Source organism: Gaoshiqia sediminis (genome assembly GCF_025907915.1).
GTDB lineage: Bacteria > Bacteroidota > Bacteroidia > Bacteroidales > Prolixibacteraceae > Gaoshiqia > Gaoshiqia sediminis.
In genome coordinates this window covers 98,843-117,390 of the sequence record NZ_JAPAAF010000008.1, presented here as the reverse complement: position 1 = coordinate 117,390, position 18,548 = coordinate 98,843, and the positions used below count along the sequence as shown (strand labels likewise).

General features: G+C 47.2%; 16 protein-coding genes. 5 read left to right on the top strand and 11 right to left on the bottom strand.

Features of this window, described 5'->3' with window-relative positions:
* Positions 1-68: 68 nt before the first annotated feature.
* The 7 genes from N2K84_RS08175 to N2K84_RS08145 all read right to left on the bottom strand — a co-directional run bounded on the left by N2K84_RS08175 (position 69) and on the right by N2K84_RS08145 (position 7,697).
* A complete protein-coding gene (locus N2K84_RS08175; RefSeq protein ID WP_282591306.1) occupies positions 69-1,301 on the bottom strand; it encodes a 3-deoxy-D-manno-octulosonic acid transferase in 1,233 nt (410 codons plus the stop codon).
* Positions 1,302-1,452: 151 nt separating this feature from the next.
* Positions 1,453-1,926 (bottom strand): ribonuclease HI, encoded by a 474-nt coding sequence (rnhA, locus tag N2K84_RS08170; protein ID WP_282591305.1) that lies wholly within the window; start codon positions 1,924-1,926, stop codon positions 1,453-1,455.
* Between the two features lie 115 nt (positions 1,927-2,041).
* Positions 2,042-3,091, bottom strand: a complete 1,050-nt coding sequence (gene queA, locus N2K84_RS08165; RefSeq protein ID WP_282591304.1) for a tRNA preQ1(34) S-adenosylmethionine ribosyltransferase-isomerase QueA — start codon at positions 3,089-3,091, stop codon at positions 2,042-2,044.
* Positions 3,092-3,190: 99 nt separating this feature from the next.
* Positions 3,191-3,904, bottom strand: a complete 714-nt coding sequence (truB, locus tag N2K84_RS08160; RefSeq protein WP_282591303.1) for a tRNA pseudouridine(55) synthase TruB — start codon at positions 3,902-3,904, stop codon at positions 3,191-3,193.
* 156 nt (positions 3,905-4,060) lie between these two features.
* Positions 4,061-4,315, bottom strand: coding sequence for a DUF3098 domain-containing protein (locus N2K84_RS08155; protein WP_282591302.1), 255 nt, complete (start codon positions 4,313-4,315; stop codon positions 4,061-4,063).
* Positions 4,316-4,342: 27 nt separating this feature from the next.
* Positions 4,343-5,221 carry a cell division protein FtsX gene (locus N2K84_RS08150; protein WP_282591301.1) on the bottom strand — a complete coding sequence of 293 codons (879 nt, stop codon included), beginning with the start codon at positions 5,219-5,221 and terminating at the stop codon, positions 4,343-4,345.
* Positions 5,193-7,697, bottom strand: coding sequence for a YfhO family protein (locus N2K84_RS08145; RefSeq protein WP_282591300.1), 2,505 nt, complete (start codon positions 7,695-7,697; stop codon positions 5,193-5,195). Before N2K84_RS08145 ends, N2K84_RS08150 begins: the two co-directional genes overlap by 29 nt.
* Positions 7,698-7,766: 69 nt before the next feature.
* On the opposite strand from N2K84_RS08145, the gene N2K84_RS08140 reads away from it, so the two are divergent.
* Positions 7,767-9,248 (top strand): lipopolysaccharide biosynthesis protein, encoded by a 1,482-nt coding sequence (locus N2K84_RS08140; RefSeq protein WP_282591299.1) that lies wholly within the window; start codon positions 7,767-7,769, stop codon positions 9,246-9,248.
* Positions 9,249-9,262: 14 nt separating this feature from the next.
* Here the strand turns inward: N2K84_RS08140 and N2K84_RS08135 are convergent, their stop codons facing one another.
* The 4 genes from N2K84_RS08135 to N2K84_RS08120 all read right to left on the bottom strand — a co-directional run bounded on the left by N2K84_RS08135 (position 9,263) and on the right by N2K84_RS08120 (position 14,246).
* Positions 9,263-10,318 carry a polysaccharide pyruvyl transferase family protein gene (locus tag N2K84_RS08135; RefSeq protein WP_282591298.1) on the bottom strand — a complete coding sequence of 352 codons (1,056 nt, stop codon included), beginning with the start codon at positions 10,316-10,318 and terminating at the stop codon, positions 9,263-9,265.
* Positions 10,315-11,679: a Coenzyme F420 hydrogenase/dehydrogenase, beta subunit C-terminal domain gene (locus N2K84_RS08130; RefSeq protein WP_282591297.1), complete on the bottom strand. Its 1,365-nt coding sequence runs from the start codon at positions 11,677-11,679 to the stop codon at positions 10,315-10,317. Before N2K84_RS08130 ends, N2K84_RS08135 begins: the two co-directional genes overlap by 4 nt.
* On the bottom strand, positions 11,679-12,866 hold the full coding sequence (locus tag N2K84_RS08125) for a glycosyltransferase family 4 protein (protein ID WP_282591296.1): 1,188 nt from the start codon (positions 12,864-12,866) through the stop codon (positions 11,679-11,681). The genes N2K84_RS08130 and N2K84_RS08125 overlap by 1 nt, the downstream gene beginning before the upstream one ends.
* Positions 12,867-12,962: 96 nt before the next feature.
* Positions 12,963-14,246, bottom strand: a complete 1,284-nt coding sequence (locus tag N2K84_RS08120) for a glycosyltransferase family 4 protein (RefSeq protein WP_282591295.1) — start codon at positions 14,244-14,246, stop codon at positions 12,963-12,965.
* Between the two features lie 593 nt (positions 14,247-14,839).
* On the opposite strand from N2K84_RS08120, the gene N2K84_RS08115 reads away from it, so the two are divergent.
* The 4 genes from N2K84_RS08115 to N2K84_RS08100 all read left to right on the top strand — a co-directional run bounded on the left by N2K84_RS08115 (position 14,840) and on the right by N2K84_RS08100 (position 18,546).
* Positions 14,840-15,937: a DegT/DnrJ/EryC1/StrS family aminotransferase gene (locus N2K84_RS08115; RefSeq protein ID WP_282591294.1), complete on the top strand. Its 1,098-nt coding sequence runs from the start codon at positions 14,840-14,842 to the stop codon at positions 15,935-15,937.
* Positions 15,938-16,063: 126 nt separating this feature from the next.
* The gene (locus N2K84_RS08110; RefSeq protein ID WP_282591293.1) at positions 16,064-16,567 is read left to right on the top strand and encodes a GxxExxY protein; all 504 of its coding nucleotides are present in this window, start codon (positions 16,064-16,066) and stop codon (positions 16,565-16,567) included.
* A gap of 102 nt (positions 16,568-16,669) precedes the next feature.
* Entirely contained in the window at positions 16,670-17,239 is a 570-nt protein-coding gene (locus tag N2K84_RS08105) for an acyltransferase (protein ID WP_282591292.1), read from the top strand.
* Entirely contained in the window at positions 17,236-18,546 is a 1,311-nt protein-coding gene (locus tag N2K84_RS08100) for a nucleotide sugar dehydrogenase (RefSeq protein WP_282591291.1), read from the top strand. The genes N2K84_RS08105 and N2K84_RS08100 overlap by 4 nt, the downstream gene beginning before the upstream one ends.
* Positions 18,547-18,548 lie beyond the last annotated feature (2 nt).

Genomic DNA, 18,548 nt, shown 5'->3' with positions numbered 1-18,548 from the left:
GAAAATGAACGGTTTAGCGTGTATTTGGCGCTGCTACGTTTGTGTTTCGAAATTGGTTTCAGAAAAAGTTAATTGTTAAAAACTTTTTCCAATACCAGTTGGGTGGCGCCAATATTTTCCGACATGAATTGGCGGCAACCCACCGAAATCCCGGCCCGTAATTCGTCCTGTCTGATTAGCTGATCCAGTTGAGCGGTTAGTTCGTTGGCATTTTTAACCGGAAAGGCCAGTTTTCGGTTGACCAGTTCCACGGCTTCCTGAAATTTGAGATAATTGGGGCCGAACAAAACAGGGATGTTGTAGATGGCCGCTTCGAGCGTGTTGTGGATGCCCACGCCAAACCCACCGCCAATGTAGGCCACATCGGCATACCGGTAAATACTGGACAGAATGCCGATGGAGTCGATAATCAAGATGCGGCTGTCTGTGAGTTGGTCAGCGGCTGACGAGTAGCGAGCGGCTTTTTCCGGCAGCAAGGCCAGCAGTCGCTTTACATTGACTTCTTTCACTTCGTGCGGGGCAATAATCATCTTGACCGTTTTGTTTGTTTTAAGGTATTCGGCCAGAATTTCCTCGTCGGGCTGCCACGAGCTGCCCGCAACAATTAGTTTTGCGTCGCCTTTAAACGCGGCAATTTGCGGAAGTTCTTTCCGGTTGGCCGCGATCTCCGCTACCCGGTCGAAACGGGTGTCGCCGGTAACAGTGTAATTGGAAAATCCAATACTTGCCAGTAAGTTGGCCGATTGCTGGTTCTGAACGAAGAAGTGCTCAACGCCCTGCAAAATATTGCGGTACCACCTGGCCCGAAAGCCTTTTTGAAAAAATAATTGCTCGGGCCGGAAAATGGCTGAAACCAGATACAGGGGAATTTTCTGGCGGCTTAATTCATGCAGGTAGTTTTTCCAAAATTCATATTTGATGAAGAAAACTTTCTCCGGTTGCACCAGGTTGATGAACCTTCGGGCGTTGGCCGGTGTGTCGGCTGGCAGGTAGCAGATGAAGTCAGCCACTTCGTAGTTTTTGCGTATTTCGTAGCCCGAAGGCGAAAAGAACGTGAGCAGGATTTGGTAGCCCTGATGTTGCTTTTTGATGGCTTCGATCAGCGGACGGCCCTGTTCAAACTCGCCCAGCGAGGCGCAATGAACCCAAATCAGCGGTTGTTTGCCGATCGATTTGCTCTTCAAATAAGGAAAAACCGACTTTTGTCCTTGGTGCCAAAAGCGTGCTTTGGGGTTGACGGGAGCTGCCAGCCAGGCTGCCAGCCGATAGATGCGGATGCCGAGTTGATAAATCAGGTTCATGAGGGCAAAGGATGTGAAAATTCAGACGTCAAAAATAGGAATTAAATTGGTATGCGGTGTTAAGTCACAGTCTCAGTATTCAGTCCCAGTATGCAGTTATGATTGCAGTTGAATGGGATAAGTGAATGCTGAGGCTGAGACTGCCAACTAATTATTGTAGTTGCGACTCCAGATATCCGATATCCTTTTTCCGGTTTGACGCCAGGGATGCTTCTACGGCCAATTGGTCGCAACGCTCGTTTTCGGGGATGTTGGCATGGCCTTTTACCCAAACAAAACGTACCTGGTGTTTTTCGTATATTTTCAGAAACCGCTGCCACAGGTCTGCATTCTTTTTGCCGGCAAAGCGCTTTTTGACCCAGTTCCACACCCAGCGTTTTTCAACGGCATCAACCACATATTTGGAGTCGGAGTAAACGGTGACCTGGCTGTTCTCGACTTTTAAAGCTTCGAGCCCGATGATAACAGCCAGCAACTCCATGCGGTTGTTAGTCGTCAGATCAAATCCATCGGAAAGTTCTTTGCGGTGTGGCCCCGACAGTAGCACCACCCCGTAGCCTCCGGGGCCGGGGTTGCCACGTGCTGCGCCGTCGGTAAAGATTGTGATGCGTGGGGTTTCAGTCATTTGTTTCTTTTTTTTGCAAAGATAATATTCGGATGCGAAGTGCAGGCATTCGTTGTTTCGCAATAAAAAAGGCTGCCGGGCAGGCAACCTTTTAATATTGTTTTTAGAGAGTGGGCTACAGGATCAACATTGCATCGCCGTATGTGCCAAAGCGATAACCCTCTTTGATGGCTTTTCGGTAGGCTTCCATCACAAAATCATAACCTCCAAAAGCAGCCACCATCATCAGTAAGGTTGACAGGGGCAGGTGGAGATTGGTGATCATGCGGTTGGCCACACTGAATTCGTAGGGAGGGAAGATGAATTTATTGGTCCATCCTTCATATGGTTTCAGGTGGCCCTGGGTGGATACGGAGCTTTCGAGTGTCCGCATGACGGTTGTTCCCACGGCACATACATTTTTCTTGTTCATTTTTGCCCGGTTAACCACCTCGCAAGCTTCTTCGGTAATATAAATTTGTTCCGAGTCCATCTTGTGTTTGGTCAGGTCTTCCACGTCCACACTGCGGAAATTGCCCAATCCTACGTGCAGGGTAACAAAGCTGAAGTCAACGCCTATAATTTCGAGCCGTTTCATCAGTTCGCGGCTAAAGTGCAGACCGGCAGTAGGTGCGGCTACGGCGCCTTCGTGTTTGGCAAATATAGTTTGATAGCGATCTTTATCTTCAGGGGCTACCGGGCGCTGGATGAACTTGGGCAGCGGTGTTTCTCCCAGGCTGTAAAGCGTATTTTTAAATTCGTCGTAGGGGCCGTCAAACAAAAAGCGCAGGGTGCGGCCTCGTGATGTAGTGTTGTCGATGACTTCGGCAACCAGCAAATCGTCTTCGCCAAAATACAGTTTGTTTCCGATGCGGATTTTACGGGCCGGATCCACCAGTACATCCCACAAACGCTGTTCGCGGTTCAGTTCGCGTAGCAGGAAAACCTCAATTTCGGCGCCCGTCTTTTCCTTATTGCCGTACAAACGAGCCGGAAAAACCTTGGTGTCGTTGAAGACCATCACGTCCTGATCTTCAAAGTAATCGGTGATGTCTTTGAATAACTTGTGTTCAATCTCCTTTGTTTTCCGGTTCAACACCATCAGACGCGATTCGTCGCGGTTGTCGGACGGATGCAGGGCGATTAACTCTTCCGGTAATTTGTACTTAAACTTCGATAACTTCATAGGTAAATGATATCTGTATTTTCTTAATTGACTTTCATATAGCAGGATCGCTGTCCGGATGCTGCCTGTAATCCAAAGTGACCTTTTACGGCGCAGTTGTTAGTTGGTTACAAATTGATTTAAATTTTCCACAAAAAAATCGATGCTCATCGCTTCTTCTACGTCAAACTTTCCTATTTTGGTGCGTTTTAGGCCGGTCAAATAAGCGCCGCTGTTCAGTGCCTCGCCAATGTCACGCGCCAAGGCCCGGATGTAGGTGCCTTTGCTGCACGCCACCCGGATAACCAGTTGGCTGCCCTCAAAACGGATAAGTTCGATGTGCGGAATCCGGATCAGTTTGGCGTTTAGTTTCACGTCTTGTCCTTTGCGGGCATGGGTGTAAGCCCGTTTGCCGTCAACCTTGACTGCGCTGAAAATAGGCGGCACCTGCAACTGTTCGCCGGTGAAATGCTTCAATACTTCCTCAATCAACGTCTGGTTGATGTGGTCGGTTGGGAATTGTGCGTCTTCTTCTGTTTCCAGGTCGAAGGATGGCGTGGTGGCGCCCAGCTTTAGGGTGGCGATGTATTCCTTTTCTTCGGCTTGTAAACTTTCTATTTGCTTGGTGGCTTTCCCGGTACACAGAATCATCAGACCGGTGGCTTTGGGGTCGAGGGTGCCGGCGTGGCCCACTTTTAGTTTCTTTATTCCCAACGCACGGCAGAGTTTGTTGCGTACTTTTTGTACCAAATCAAATGATGTCCATTCCAGCTCTTTGTCAAACAGTAAAATTTCTCCTTGCTGGAAATCGTATTTTTTGGGTTCAATCCCCATTCTAAAGCCTTTAAAATTATTTATTCAACTGAAATTGCCTGTTCGGATTTTTTCAGCCTGCAAAAATAGTAAATCAACTGGTAATCGGGTAAGTCGAAGGAAAATAAATGGGTAAATAAGGGGAAAGGTAACAAAGCCTTACGATAAAGCTACCTGTTAGTCCTGTGGTTTGGCTTTTTTCATGATGGCAAAAATGACAAACATAAATCCGAACAGCACCACAACCGGGGCCAGGGTAATCCGGCGGAAGCTGAAAATCTCGGTATTGAAAACCGCAGGATCCTCACTTTGCCCGCCCACCATTAGGATAAAACCAATAACAATAATGACGAAGCCGATGAGCAGAAGTCTGAAATTTTCTTTTCCTAAAGCGAATTGGGAGTCTGTTATGTTTTGTTCTTTTTTTGCCATGATCGTAAACTTGCTGGTCAAAAATAATCAATAATATAACTCTTCAAACCGTAAGCGAAGAAATTTATTTACAGCCAGTAGGGTTGAAAGCCACGAAATTAGTACTCCGAACAGTAAAACAATAGCAAAGGTGATCCCAATCGTATCGATTTGCCGAAGATCCAGGATACCTTTAAAATCCTGTTGGAACGAATGAATCAGCAACAGCAGCGCCGCGTTGGCGATCAATCCGGCCAGTAGCCCGTAGCTGATGCTTCTCATCACAAAAGGCCGGCGGATAAAGGGGCGCGTTGCACCAACCAGTTTCATGGTGTTGATGATAAACCGCTGAGAATAAATAGAAATGCGGATGGTGTTGTTGATGAGGGTGGTGAAAATAAACAAAAGCGACAATGAAAAAACCAGCAGAAAGAGGCTGATGCGTTGCACATTTTCGTTGATGATTTTGACCAGGTCTCGCTGGTAAAAAACTTCCTGTACTTCGGGGAATTCCAGAAATTCGTTTTCGAGAATCACCAGACTGTCGGGTTGCATGTATTCGGCATATAACTTGACATCGATAGATGAGAACAGCGGGTTGAAGCCCAGGAAGCCGGTAAAATCCTCGCCCAACTCTTCGGTCAGTCGTGCGGCGGCTTCTTCCTTCCCGACAAATTCGGTGGATTTCACAAAGGGCGTAGCGCTCAATATTTTTTGCAGGCGGAGTACCTCCACATCGCGAACATGATCGTGCAGCACCAGCGTAAAGCCAACATGCTCACGTACGTATTCCGATAGCCGTTCGGCATTCAATACCAGCAACGACAGAATGCCCACCAAGAACAATACCAGAGTAATGCTGATGGTGGAGGTCAGGTATGAGCGCACCAATCGGCGTTTAAGCCTTGCCGGAGACTTCCTTTTCATGAACAGCCTTCTTTTTGTAAGTTGAATAGCCGACCAGTGCCAGCGCCAGGATCAGCAGGAGCGAACTGGCCAGCGAAATTTTATTTCCGGTGAAATACGAAGCCGGTTCAAAACGGAATTCAATCTCGTGCTCACCGGCAGGAACAGGCAGGGCCCGCAGCACGTAGTTGGCCCGCAGATGATCGGTTTCCTGCCCGTCGATGTATGCTTTCCAGCCTTTGGGGTAATAAATTTCGGAAAACACGGCCAGCGAAGTATTCTTTGCCCGTGCCTTGTATTTCAGGTAATTGGGGCGGTACTCCAGCAGTTCGATCTGCGACTCGCCGGCCCCGCCAAACTGCATGTCTTTCAGCATTTCGGAGAAACGTTGGTCAACCAGGGCTTCTTCCGCAGCATCAAAACCGGCCAGCGCAGCGATTTCCTCGTTGGCATCTTCCACCAACTTCACTTCATCCACAAACCAGGCATGACCCAGGGCATGGTGGTTTTGGAGCGGCGCACGGTTCGGGTCGTAGATGATGTATTTCGTGTTCAGCATGTTGACCACCGAAAGCGAACGCATCACCGAATCGATGGCTTCCGGCTTCTGAAATCCACCGATCAGCGTACGGACCTCGGGGAACAGCTGATGGTCGAACAATTCCTGGTAGCGCTCCATTTTAGCGCCATGATAACCCCCCAGCGATTTGTGGAAATACGAGGTGGAGGCATCCTGAAAGAGGCTGACTGTAAGGTTCAGGACGCGGTAATCCGGGTCGGTGTCTTTCAAAATTTCCTGATCGGCAGCCGACGCTTTATAGGGTGCTTCGGCCTTCGATTTGGAGGTGAAATTATCATCGTTCAAATATTTTTTATTTACCGGCCACATGTCGGCAAAGATCAGTGCCACCCAAAGTGCCAGTGCATAGCTGGCTTTGAGTTTTTGCTTCACGTACAGCCAGATGAGGCCTGCCGCCAGGCTGATAAATATCAGTGCTTTAAAGGCATCTGTTCGTAGCACCATGCGGCGGTCGTCGCGCAGGGCGCCAAGTAGTTGTTCGGGCCAACCGGCTTGCGCCAGGCGGGCATCCGTTGGTCCGGTAAAATCGCCTGCCAGTCCGGGGAACACCACGAATAGCAAGGCCAGTCCGCCCAAAATAAACCAGGCGTGTTTCAGTTTTTTCAGCAAAATAGCCTTATCCAGTCGTTGAAGATAGATTTCGCGGATGGCCAGCACGCCCAGTAAAGCCATTGAAAAATGCTGGATGACAATGATGTTCTTCACGTCGCGGAATTTGTTGTAGCCCGGAAAGTAGTCTATCATGAAATTGCTGAGCCAGGCCGCATTCTTTCCCAACGAAAGCAAGAAGGAAACGACTACCACGGCGGCAATCCACCATTTGTCAGTTCCTTTTACCACAAATAAACCAAGCACAAACAGGAAGCACAGCACGGCCCCGTAGTAGAATGGAGCGCTCGAAATGGGTTGGCTCCCCCAATACATCGGTAGGGCGGCAGTTACTTGTTTGGCTGCGGCTTTTCCCTGGTTCTTTTCGAAAAAGCGGTATACCTCCGATTTCTCGCCCAACGGTTCGCTCATGCCACCGCCTTTAAAGCGCGGGATGAAAGCCGTCATGGCCTCGCCCCAGTCGTAGCTGTAATCCAGGATGTAATTTTTATCGAGCCCCGCGGTTTGGTTGTCTTCGTCAGTGGTAAGCTCCGAAGCGCCGCGAATGGAATCTTTCCCGTATTCATAGGTGGTGTACAAACGGCCAAAGTTAGTGCCCACGGCCAGCACCAGGGCAATCAGCAGCAGGCCGGATGCTTTCAGGAAGGCAGGCAGCGTTTTTTCCCGGACCGCTGCAACCAGGTAGCTAATTCCGATCAGCACGACCATGATTCCGGCGTAATAGGTCATTTGCGGGTGGTTGGCGCTCAGCATCCACGACAGGCCAATGGCGGTAACCAAACTGCCTGCAACTGGTTGGTTTCGGTAGGCCATCAGTACCCCTGCAACCACCAGGGCCATGTACGTCAGCGTGTGTACTTTGGTCATGTGCCCGGCGCCCATCAGTACAAAAAAGAAGGTGGCAAAACCGTACATGAGGGCGCCAGCTGCACCGGCAAAGGGGTTGACGCCCAGTAACAAGGTCAGCACAAAAAAGAACAGGCAGTACAATACGAGATAGCCGGCCGGTCGGGGAAGGAGGGTGTTGTAAAATGTCTGCACCCTGGCCAGCAGCTCGCCGCCATGTTTCACGGAAATCAGGTAAGCGGGCATCCCGCCAAACATGCTGTTGGTCCACAAGGCTTCTTCGCCGGTTTCGGCCCGGAAATCATTGACTTCTTTTGCCATGCCCAGATAATGGGCGGTATCGCCGGCATCCAGCTTTTTGCCTTCAAGCTGGGGCGAAAAATAGAGAAATGCGGTGATGATAAAGAAGAGAATAATTCCGGTTACTGCCAATATATTGCGATTGCCTTTTATCTTTGCCATAATTATTTAAAGCTTTTCTCGTTTCAAATTGAAGCAAAAATAAAGAAATAATCAGGGAAACCGGTACAAATGGGCATTATCATTAAACAATCCATAAAAGGCAGTCTTTGGTCGTACCTGGGGGTGCTCATCGGGTTTGTCACCACTTCGTACCTGTACCCCAATTTTCTGACCACCGATATGGTAGGCCTGTTCGGATTGTTTGGCGCATACGCTACCCTGTTCGGTCAGTTCTCGATGCTGGGTTCGGCAGGAGTAACCTCACGCTTGTTCCCCTATTTTCGCAACAACGCAAGCGGGCACCACGGGTTCGTGGCCATTACGGCCCTGTTTATGGCAGTAGGCTTCTCCCTGTTTTTGCTGGCCTATTTCCTGTTTTCGCCCTTGCTGATGGAAAACAATCAGGAAAAATCGGCCTTGTTTGCCGACTACATTTACCTGCTGGTGCCACTCACCTTCTTTGCCATGATTTACACGCAACTCGACACGTACAATAAGGTGTTGTACGATGCGGTGTCGGGCATTTTTCTGCAGGATTTTTTGCAGCGCGTGTTCCTGTTTTTGCTGGTCGTGGTGTTTGCATTAGGGCTGATTAATCATCACCAGCTTATTTTGGGTTACGCAACTGTAATTTCCCTTAAAGGATTGCTGATCCTGATCCTCCTTTTCCTCCGGGGCGAAATCCATTTCCGGACTGATTTTAAGTTCATCAACAAATCGTTTCTGAAAGAAATGATCGATGTGGCTGCTTTTTCCATTTTGGGGGGGCTGGGCACAATGGCGGTTTTCAATATCGACAAAATTGTCGTCAACCAGATTCTGGACCTCAGCAATACGGGCGTCTATACCATCGCTTTTTACTTTGGAACACTGGTGGTAATCCCGTCGCGCCCACTGTTGAAGATTTCGGGCACCCTCATTGCCGATGCCTGGGCCGAGGGCAAGCTGGCAGCCATCCGCGACATCTACTATAAAAGCTGCCTCAATCAGTTTATCATTGGCGGTTTTCTTTTTCTGGGCATCTGGGCCAACATCCACAACATTCTCATTATTCTGGGTGACGATTATGTCCAGTCCAAATGGGTCATTTTTTTTATTGGCCTGGGCTACCTTTTTGATATGCTGACCGGCGCCAATGCGCAGGTCCTCGCTTTTTCAAAGCATTACCGGGTGTCGCTTTATTTTGTTGTGGTGCTGATCGCGGTGGTTGGCGTTTTACTGTATGTGCTCACCCCGCTGTGGGGAATTGTTGGGGCAGCCGTGTCCATTGCGGCCGGGCTTTTCCTGAACAACCTGATGAGATATTCTTATCTGCTATGGAAGTTTAAGTTGCAACCGTTTAATTATAAATTTTTGATTGTTGCGATTATTTTGATTTCAGCATTTCTTATACAAGAACTAATCGCCCGGCAGAATTTGTTTATCGATATTTTTTTGAGAGGATTCATTATTACGTCAATTTATTTACCAACGGTTTACTATCTTAAAATATCACCAGATATTAATGCATCTGTTGATAAGATCCTTCGCCTCATAAAAAAGGCTGTTTAGTCATGATTTGCTGTTCAGGTCAGATTTGTCTTCAGAAACTCGATTGATTTTCTTTTTTCGGATTCCAAGATGCTTGCAACCGAGTCATAATCGATAGGCTCATCTTCGTAATTCTCTTCAAAATCCTTCAGTCCAAGGAAATAATACTTTTCAAGGTTTAAGATCTTTAACAAGTTTAATAAACGTGTTGTCCCTCTTTTATTATTCGCCAGGCAAATAAATCTTTTACGGAAGATTATGGAAAAAACCACGCAGTGAAACGAATCGGTTACCACCAGATTTGCGTGTTTTAAATAATATAACCACTTAGATATATGGTTGTAATAAAACAAATTTTTACTTCTTGAGATCCGTTTCCCTTTAATGGAGATAAATTTGAGTTTTTTTTCCAAGGCAAATTTCCTGAAGTACGTTTCATTTTGCTTGGTTTCGTCAAGAAGCATGTAGGCTAAATAATTTCGCGACTCGTTTTGAGCCGTGTTTTTTATTAGTTCGTCAAAACAACTGCGATCAACCAATAGTGTTGGATCCAGTACTTTCACGGCGTTAACGCCAAAGTTTTCCCTACAAATCGTCACTCCGGATTCTTCCCGAACCGACACCGCTTGAAATCGCTTAATTAATCTGGAAATCTCCGTGGAAATTTCTTCGTTTGCCTCCCATTTATCGATGCCAAAACTTGCCGCGTAGGAGATCTTTCGTTTTTCATCATCAACAAAATCGAAAAAATAAGTACATAGTAACTTTTTATTTCCTTTATATCTCCATACCTGGTCGCTTCCAACCACAAAAGCATCAAGAACGTTGTTTAATCCTTTTAATTCCTCCTCAGTTATCGTTTTCATTAACATGTTTGGAAAATGTTCTTTCCTGAATTTTTCAAATTGATAACCGAGAATCTTAATTAGATATGCGATCAAACGATCTTTTATTGTATCCGCTTCTGGTTCAAAATTTATTATATATGCTTGATGCCCTAATGACTCGATGGATTTGTAAAGCGAATAGGCCTGTAATACAGCTCCAAAATTATGGTTTGAATAATGAAACGTAAGGATACCTATTTTCATTTTCTTCTGATTTTAGTAGAAATAAGAGTTTGGATATGATATAGAATGGTTGCAATTTTCAACATTTGTAAACTGCATTTCATTTTTTTATCAAAGAGCAATGCGCTTTTATAAGTTTTCCAAACCTCAAGACTTTTTTTTCGATTCTTCATCCGGAGGATCTGGACCAGCATAAACGCAAATGATATCTTTTCGTTTGTATGCCTTTTGGGCGGAAGTGAAAATTTGTTGTTGGCAACGCGTTTCATTCTGAAAGATAGGCCTTTGCATCGATGGTTGTAACTTCCTTGCTGCGAGGATATGAACCGGCTGATGCTTAATCCCTCAAGATGCAATTTTCCTGTATTAATTTCTTTCTGAACGAAATTATCCATAAACAACGTGCGGGTCACGATCAAACTGTTCCCTTTTCCGTCCTTTCGATAGGGTTCAAGCCAGGCATCTCCCAAAGATATATCCGCTAATTCGGTTGTAACATCATCGCAAAAATCACATGCATTTGCTTTAAACAAGCCTGTTCCCCACATGTCACCAGCCGATCTCATCCGAACCGATTTTTGCACCCCTGTATTTGTGTCATTACAGGTGAAATAGTAATCGCTTGCATCGCTTTTAAGATCTTTAATCCGATAGTTGGGATTTCTGTAGTATTGTAATTCAGCTCCCGCCTTAACAGCCAGATATTCTGTAAAGAACCGACTTTTTATTCCGCCGCAAATTATTCCGATCAGGAAAGGGATCTTTGATTTTAAGTTGGGATTCTGATGCTGCGCCAACCGAATTGCCTTTACAAAGCAGGCAACACCGGTAATTGCGACCTTCCCTTTCATGTCATTAATCCTTCTTAGTGCCTCGTCTAATGTGACAGGATAATATTTTGTAGTAGAAGCACCTAGTACCTCTTCCTTATTTTTGCTAATGGCATATTCGTATTGATAATCTTTTCGTTGAGACTCTTTAACTGAAATGACATAATCAATCAGCCCTTCTTCCATGAACCGCATGAGTAAAAACGTTGCAATTCCCCCGGATGATGAGCTTGGCCTGTAATCGTGTGAATAGCCTACATAGATTCCATTGTACCGGCCAATTAGTGGATGATGACATGTGCTATCGTCTAAAAAAATACCGGCTATTTCATTTTCTGTTTTAACTTCCTTTTGGGGGATTGGATTAAACGGGCAAACGTCCAGACATTGTCCCCCGGATTCACAATTACCCGTTAATTGCGGAATTAGAAAGCCATCATCATTCCATGACATTTCCAAGGCTTGCGAAGGACATTGATATACACAGACTCCACAACCAGTGCACAAATCGTGTTTTACCACTAACTCTATTACCCGAGGAAAATTTGACATTACGAGATCGAATGATAGAATTCAATTAATTCTTTGCTTTTTATTGCTTGATTGTACTTATCTCTAATAAATACAGAACCATTATGGCCTAAACGAGATCTTGATCCCTTGTCATTATACAACGACAAAACCTTATCGGAGAAATCTTCAACATTTCCTGCTTCAAATACCAATCCACAATCGGCTTCCTTTACGATCCTTTTTTGTGCCGGGCAATCACTTACAATAAGTGGTTTGCCCAAGGCCATGTATTGAAATATTTTATTGGCATAAGTGGTGTCATGATGCCGGTTCCGAAGCAAGGGAGAAATACAGATATCACTTGCACTAATATAGCTTTGAAGTAATGCTTCATCCTGAAAGCCTTCAAATGCTACATAGTCGGACACTCCTAAATCGACAGTGAGTTTTTTCAAAAATGGATCACTTTTACTGGAGCCGACAATAATTAATTTAATGGTTGGGATTGCATCTCTCAATTTTACCAGGCTCCTAATTGCTGTTTCCAGACCTCTTCTTATTCCGGTGTCGCCAAAATAGAAGAGAGAAAAGCTTGATTCGAATCTTTTGATGATCTGTTGTTTAAGGTCAAGCTCTAAATAAAATGATGGTTGCACACTATTGGGAACAATAAGTATTTTAGAGGCTTCCACCCCATAATTTTCCATGAGATCGTCTTTAGCTTCTTCTGTTACCACCACAATTTTATCCGATTCATGCACCAACTTTTTTTCCCATTTTTTCCATCTGGATGGATAAATAAGGACATTGCCCGGGAAATGAGTCACATGGTGGTACATCTTCATAATCTCTGGGATATTCTCATGAAGATCGAGAATAATCTTTCCGTTATAGCCTTTGATTGCTTTCAGAACAGCTTTCCCAATACGGATATTATGAATATGCAACGCGTCTGGTTTTTGTTCGCGGATAAACCTTTTCACTTTATACTGCATCACCATCCGATAAATGAAAATAGAATAAGCCAAAGCGGAAAATTTTCGAACAATATTTCCTGTTTTATAACGAACTACCTTAAATCCATCCATAATTTCCGATTCGGCCTCACCGGTATAATCCAGGCAAAAAAGAACGACTTCATGCCCTCCCTCGATCAGATTTACTGCCTCATTTTTGACTCTCGGGTGAGGTGGGTATTTTTCATCCAAGATCATTCCTATTTTCATGCGTAACCCTATTATTTAATTTTTTCTTTCAAGTGTAATTCTACTGTTTATTCCTTGGTATAGCTGCAACTCAGAATTTTCGTTTTCCTGAATCGTTTACTTTGAATTCATAAGCTCTGACATCCTTTGGGTCAATGCTTTTCGCGAATAATGGCGGGCCGTTTCACGCTTGCCACCCGTGAGCTTGCCATCCAGTCCCTCGCGCAAAAAATGGGCGATTGCATCCGAATCGTCGTATTCAAACAAGGCGCCGCAGCCGGTTTCGCCGATCAGTTTAGCCAGATCGCTGCCTTTGGGCCCCAGCGCCAGCACCGGTTTTCCCGAAGCGAGGTATTCGAAAAACTTGCCCGGCACAATGCCCAAGTTGTTTTTCACCTGTGGGATAATCAGCAGCTGCACCGATGCTTGCAGCAGGTAGGCCACCGACTTGCGGTGATCCACATAGCCCGTCAGATCGATTTCCACATGGGGAACGGCCTGCCTTACCTGCTCGAGAATGAGCGGCGGAATTTTCCCTACGAAGCGGAGCACTGTTTTTTCTTGTAATTTAGCAGGCAACGAGGCCAGCGCCGCCAGGAAGCCATCCAGCCGGTAGGAAGCGGCAATGGTGCCGGTATAGGTGATAACAAACTTGTCGGTGCCACCAGGCGCTTCCTGTTCAAAATCTTCCTCGTCGTACCCGTTGGGGATCACCTGTATTTTTTGTTGAACGGCTGCCCCGCCTTTTTCCGAGAAAATCCGTTTCACATCGTTGCTCACCACCACCAGTTGGTCGGCCTGTTGCAGCACTTTCAGCTCCAGGTTCCGGTCAATCTTTCGGGCCAGCGCCGAATGATAGAGCTGGCGGTAATAATAAATGTCGGTCCAGGGATCGCGCATGTCGGCTACCCAGCGCACGCCCAGCTTTCGTTTCAGTCTCAGGCCAATCAGTTGGGTAGAGTGGGGCGGGCTGGTGGTCACCACCGTGTCGATGCCGTGCTTCCGGATCAATTCCGCCGCCTTGCGAAAAGCGTAGCGGTTCCAGCCTTTGCGCGGGTCGGGGATGAAAAAGTTGCCGCGCACCATCTTGGCCAGCCGCTGCAGAAAAGTTTCCTTGCCCTCGTTGGCAAAGCCCCCGTACGGGATTTCCTTTTTGCCCGTCAGGCGCAGGTACAGGTTGTACAGCTCAAAAGTGGGGGTGCGGTGCACCTCGGTCTGGGGCGAAACCTCGTGCAGCAGGCTCTCGTCGCGCTGCGGATAGCTGGCCTGAGCCGGATCGACCGTCAGCACCACGGGCTGAACGCCAAACCCGGGCAGGTACTTGGTAAACTTCAGCCAGCGCTGCACGCCGGCCCCACCGCTTGGCGGCCAATAGTAGGTGATGATCAGGATCTTCTTCATAGGTTGATTGCGAGAACAAAAATAACATAGTTCCCGGATTTCCGGCTATCCGCTGATCGGGTATTCCGGTTCGCGAATGGTGCTGCATGTAATTTGCGGGCATGGGGGCAGAAGGTTGGAACCGGTTGTGGCGGTCCTGATGGGACTCGACAAACTGCCATGCCTCAAGCCAGCTCCCTGTCACAGCCGAATAAATGATGTTTTTACTATGTGTCAAAAATGTTTATTCTTTGTTTATAAACGTAGAAGTAACGCAGAATATACGCAGAAGTAACGCAGAAAATCTGAGCCAGATAAGGTGAAAATCCGGTTTGGGGGTTGGAAAGATACGGTGACAGCGAGTGGTGATCTCTTATAGGGGAATGATTCATTCCTTAATAACACACGAAAAGAGGCCTGACTTCTGGAGTAGTTGTTACCGGTGTGAGGCTGAGTTTTAATTTACTAGCCGGTAAAAACTAATCGTGCATCCTTCTGTGTGAATAACGGACAGCGGCCAGCACCGGGAAGCTAAGCGATCGACGTTGATAAAACAGCCCCAAGATAAGGTACTTCCCCGAATTCGCTTATTTTTGTAAACCAAACGGTTTCTCATGGAGTTTTGTGATCTGAAAAGGCAATACGCCGCTTACCAAAGCGAGCTGGATGCGGCCATCCGGTCGGTTGTTCAGTCAGCCACGTTTATCAATGGCGACGAAATCCGCCTGCTCGAAGAGGAGCTGGCCGGGTATCTTGAGGTGAAACATGCGCTGGCCTGCGGCTCGGGCACCGATGCCCTGTTGTTGTCGTTGCTGGCCCTGGGCCTTTGCCCTGGTGACGAGGTCATTTGTCCGGCGTTCAGCTTTATTGCCCCGGCCTCCATGGTGGCTCTTTGCGGGGGTAAGCCTGTTTTTGCCGAGGTGTCGCCAGTCGATTTCAACCTCGATGTTTCCAGAATAGAAGAGAAAATCACATCAAAAACCCGCGGAATTATTGCCGTTTCGTTGTTCGGTCAGTGTGCCGGTCTGGATGAAATCAACCTGCTTGCTGCCAAACACGGACTGTGGGTGATCGAAGACGGGGCCCAATCGTTCGGGGCAGCCATCAGCGGAAGAAAATCGTGCGGCATGACCGATGTGGCCACGACCAGCTTCTTCCCGGCCAAACCGTTAGGGTGTTACGGCGACGGCGGCGCGGTTTTTACCGACAACGACGAACTGGCCGCCACCGTCAGGCAACTTCGCGCACACGGACAGGAGAAACGCTATCATCACAGGCGTATCGGCATCAATGGCCGGATGGATACGCTGCAAGCCGCCATCCTGCGCGTCAAACTGAGGCATTTCGATGAGGAATTAAAGGTTCGCCAACAGGCTGCAGGTTGGTACACTTCCTTGTTGAAAGGTTTTGTGGAAACACCGGTTGTGGCAGCAGGAAAAACCAGCAGTTGGGCGCAATACACCATCCGCAGCAAAAACCGGGATGAATTGAAAGTTGCACTGGCTGAAAAAAATATACCATCTACGGTACATTATCCGTTACCTTTGCCGCGGCAGGAAGCGTTCGCGAAAGATGTTCAACCGGGAGAGCAATTTCCGGTGTCCGGCGAGCTTTGCAAAACGGTGCTCTCGCTGCCCATGCACGGAATGATCACTGAAGAAGAGGTGCGAAAAGTCGCAGGGGTGATTGTTGAGACGGTAGGGAAAGTTTGAAATATGAAACCGCAGAGGCGCCAAGACGCTGAGAAAAAAGATAAAAAAATAAATTCCTTTGCGGCTCTGTGTCTTTGCGGTGAAAAAAACATTAAACCGCGGAGGCACTAAGGCGCAGAGAAATAAATGGGATCATCTAAAATTAAGTCTTTGCGCCTCTGCGTCTTTGCGGCAAAAAAATTCGAAACCGCAGAGACACAGAGTCGCGGAGAAATAGTAATAACCATTAAGAATGTATTTATGATGACAAGTAACAGGCTCAATGAATTATCGAAAGAAATTCTGGATGCGGCAATAGGTGTTCATCGGGAAATGGGGCCCGGCTTGTTGGAGTCTGTTTATGAGCTTTGTTTGTTGAAAGAATTACATATAAGAAAAATACATGCTGAAAATCAGGTGTCAATACCTCTTTTTTATAAAGGAGAGAACCTGAATAAAGAATTTCGGATTGATATTTTAGTTGAGAAAGAAATTATAATCGAACTTAAGGCTGTTGATTTCATATTGCCGGTAGATGAAGCTCAAATTATTTCATATTTAAAACTTACAGACAAGAAGCTTGGTTTATTGATTAATTTTAATGTCCCGTTGTTGAAAGATGGCTTTAACAGGTATGTAAATAACTTTTAAAACTAAACAGAAACCGCAGAGGCGCTAAGATGCAGAGATATAAATGGAATTATTTTGAAAATAAAACTTTGCGTCTCAGCGTCTTTGCGGTGAAAATTACAAATGATGGAAAACTACTTTGCACACGAAACAGTTTGTATTGACGAGGGAGCAGCGATCGGTAACGGTACCCGGATCTGGCATTTCTCTCACGTGATGCGCGGCGCACAGATTGGCGAAGACTGTGTGCTGGGACAGAATGTGTACGTGGGTGGGAAGGCAATCATCGGCAACCGGGTAAAAATCCAGAACAATGTGAGCGTTTATGATGCGGTTGTATTGGAAGATGACGTATTTTGCGGCCCCGGTTGTGTGTTCACTAACGTGGTGAATCCCCGCGCATTTGTGGAGCGAAAAGCGGAGTACCGCGAAACCCGGGTGATGCAGGGTGCAACCATTGGCGCCAATGCTACGCTGGTGTGTGGGGTGACCATTGGGCGTTATGCCATGATCGGGGCGGGGGCAGTGGTTACCAGAGACGTAAAACCATTTGCGCTGATGGTGGGTATCCCGGCCCGGCAAAAAGGCTGGGTAAGCCGCTCTGGCGCCGTGCTTGGCGATGATCTGGTTTGCCCCGAAACCGGCGAAAAATACCGACTGATTAATCATCAACTTGAAATTATTGCAGGATGAGTTTGAAAGAAAATATGTTGCAGAAAATCGCCCGCTCAGAAGAGCTGGTGGGCGTGATTGGATTGGGTTATGTGGGCCTTCCCCTGGCGGTAAGCTTTGCCCTGGAAGGCGTTTCTGTGTTGGGTTTCGAGAAATCAGACGAAAAGGCCGGGAAGGTGAATTCAGCTCAAAACTACATCAGCGATGTGAAAGAGGAAGACCTGAAGCTGGTGGTGGAAAATGATCGTCTTTCGGCAACTACCGACTTTAGCAGGCTGGCCGGGTGCGACGCCATCCTGATTTGTGTACCCACACCGCTCGACATCTTCAAAAAGCCGGATATGAGCTACATTCAGGATTCGTGTGAGGCCATTGGGCAATACATGAAACCCGGTACTTTTGTGTGCCTCGAAAGTACCACTTATCCTACTACCACCGAAAGTTTTATTCTGCCGATTCTGGAAGAAAAATCGGGCATGAAACATGGCGAAGACTTTTGGCTGGCCTTTTCGCCCGAGCGCGTTGACCCTGGGAACAAGCAATACGTGACCCGCAATACGCCCAAAGTGTTGGGTGCCCTTACGCCCGACGGGCTGGAAATTGGCCAGGCCGTCTATAAAAAAGCCATCGACTTGGTGTACCCGGTAAGCTCGCCTCGCGTGGCCGAGATGGTGAAAATACTGGAAAACACCTACCGGCTGATCAACATCAGCCTGATTAACGAGTTGGCCCTGCTGTGCGGGAAGATGGACATTAACATTTGGGAAGTGATTGAGGCGGCCAAAACAAAACCTTATGGTTTTCAGGCTTTTTACCCGGGGCCGGGCATCGGTGGGCACTGCATTCCGCTTGATCCCTTCTACCTGGAGCATATTGCCAAAAAGTTCGGTTTCGACCTGAGCATGATCCATACCGCCGGGCACATCAACAACATGATGGGGCATCGTATGACCATCAAAATCACTTCGGCCCTCAACCGTCACAAAAAATCGATCAACGGCAGCAAGATCCTGTTCCTGGGCGTGGCCTACAAACCCAACATCGACGATGCCCGCGAGTCGCCTGCCCTGAGAATTATGGACGAAGTGGCCAAGAAAGGCGGATTGGTGCAGTACCACGACCCCTTTATTCCGGAATTGAAAACCGAGGATGGCCGCGTTCTCCGGTCAGCAGGCCTGTCGGCTGAACTGCTGCATGAAGTGGACTGTGTGGTCATCGCCACCAATCACGATGGGTTTGAGCCCGGCTTCATTCTCGAAAACGCCAGGCTGGTGGTTGATCTTCGCAATGCGATCAAACAACCTTCCGAAAAAGTTTACAAGTTATAGTT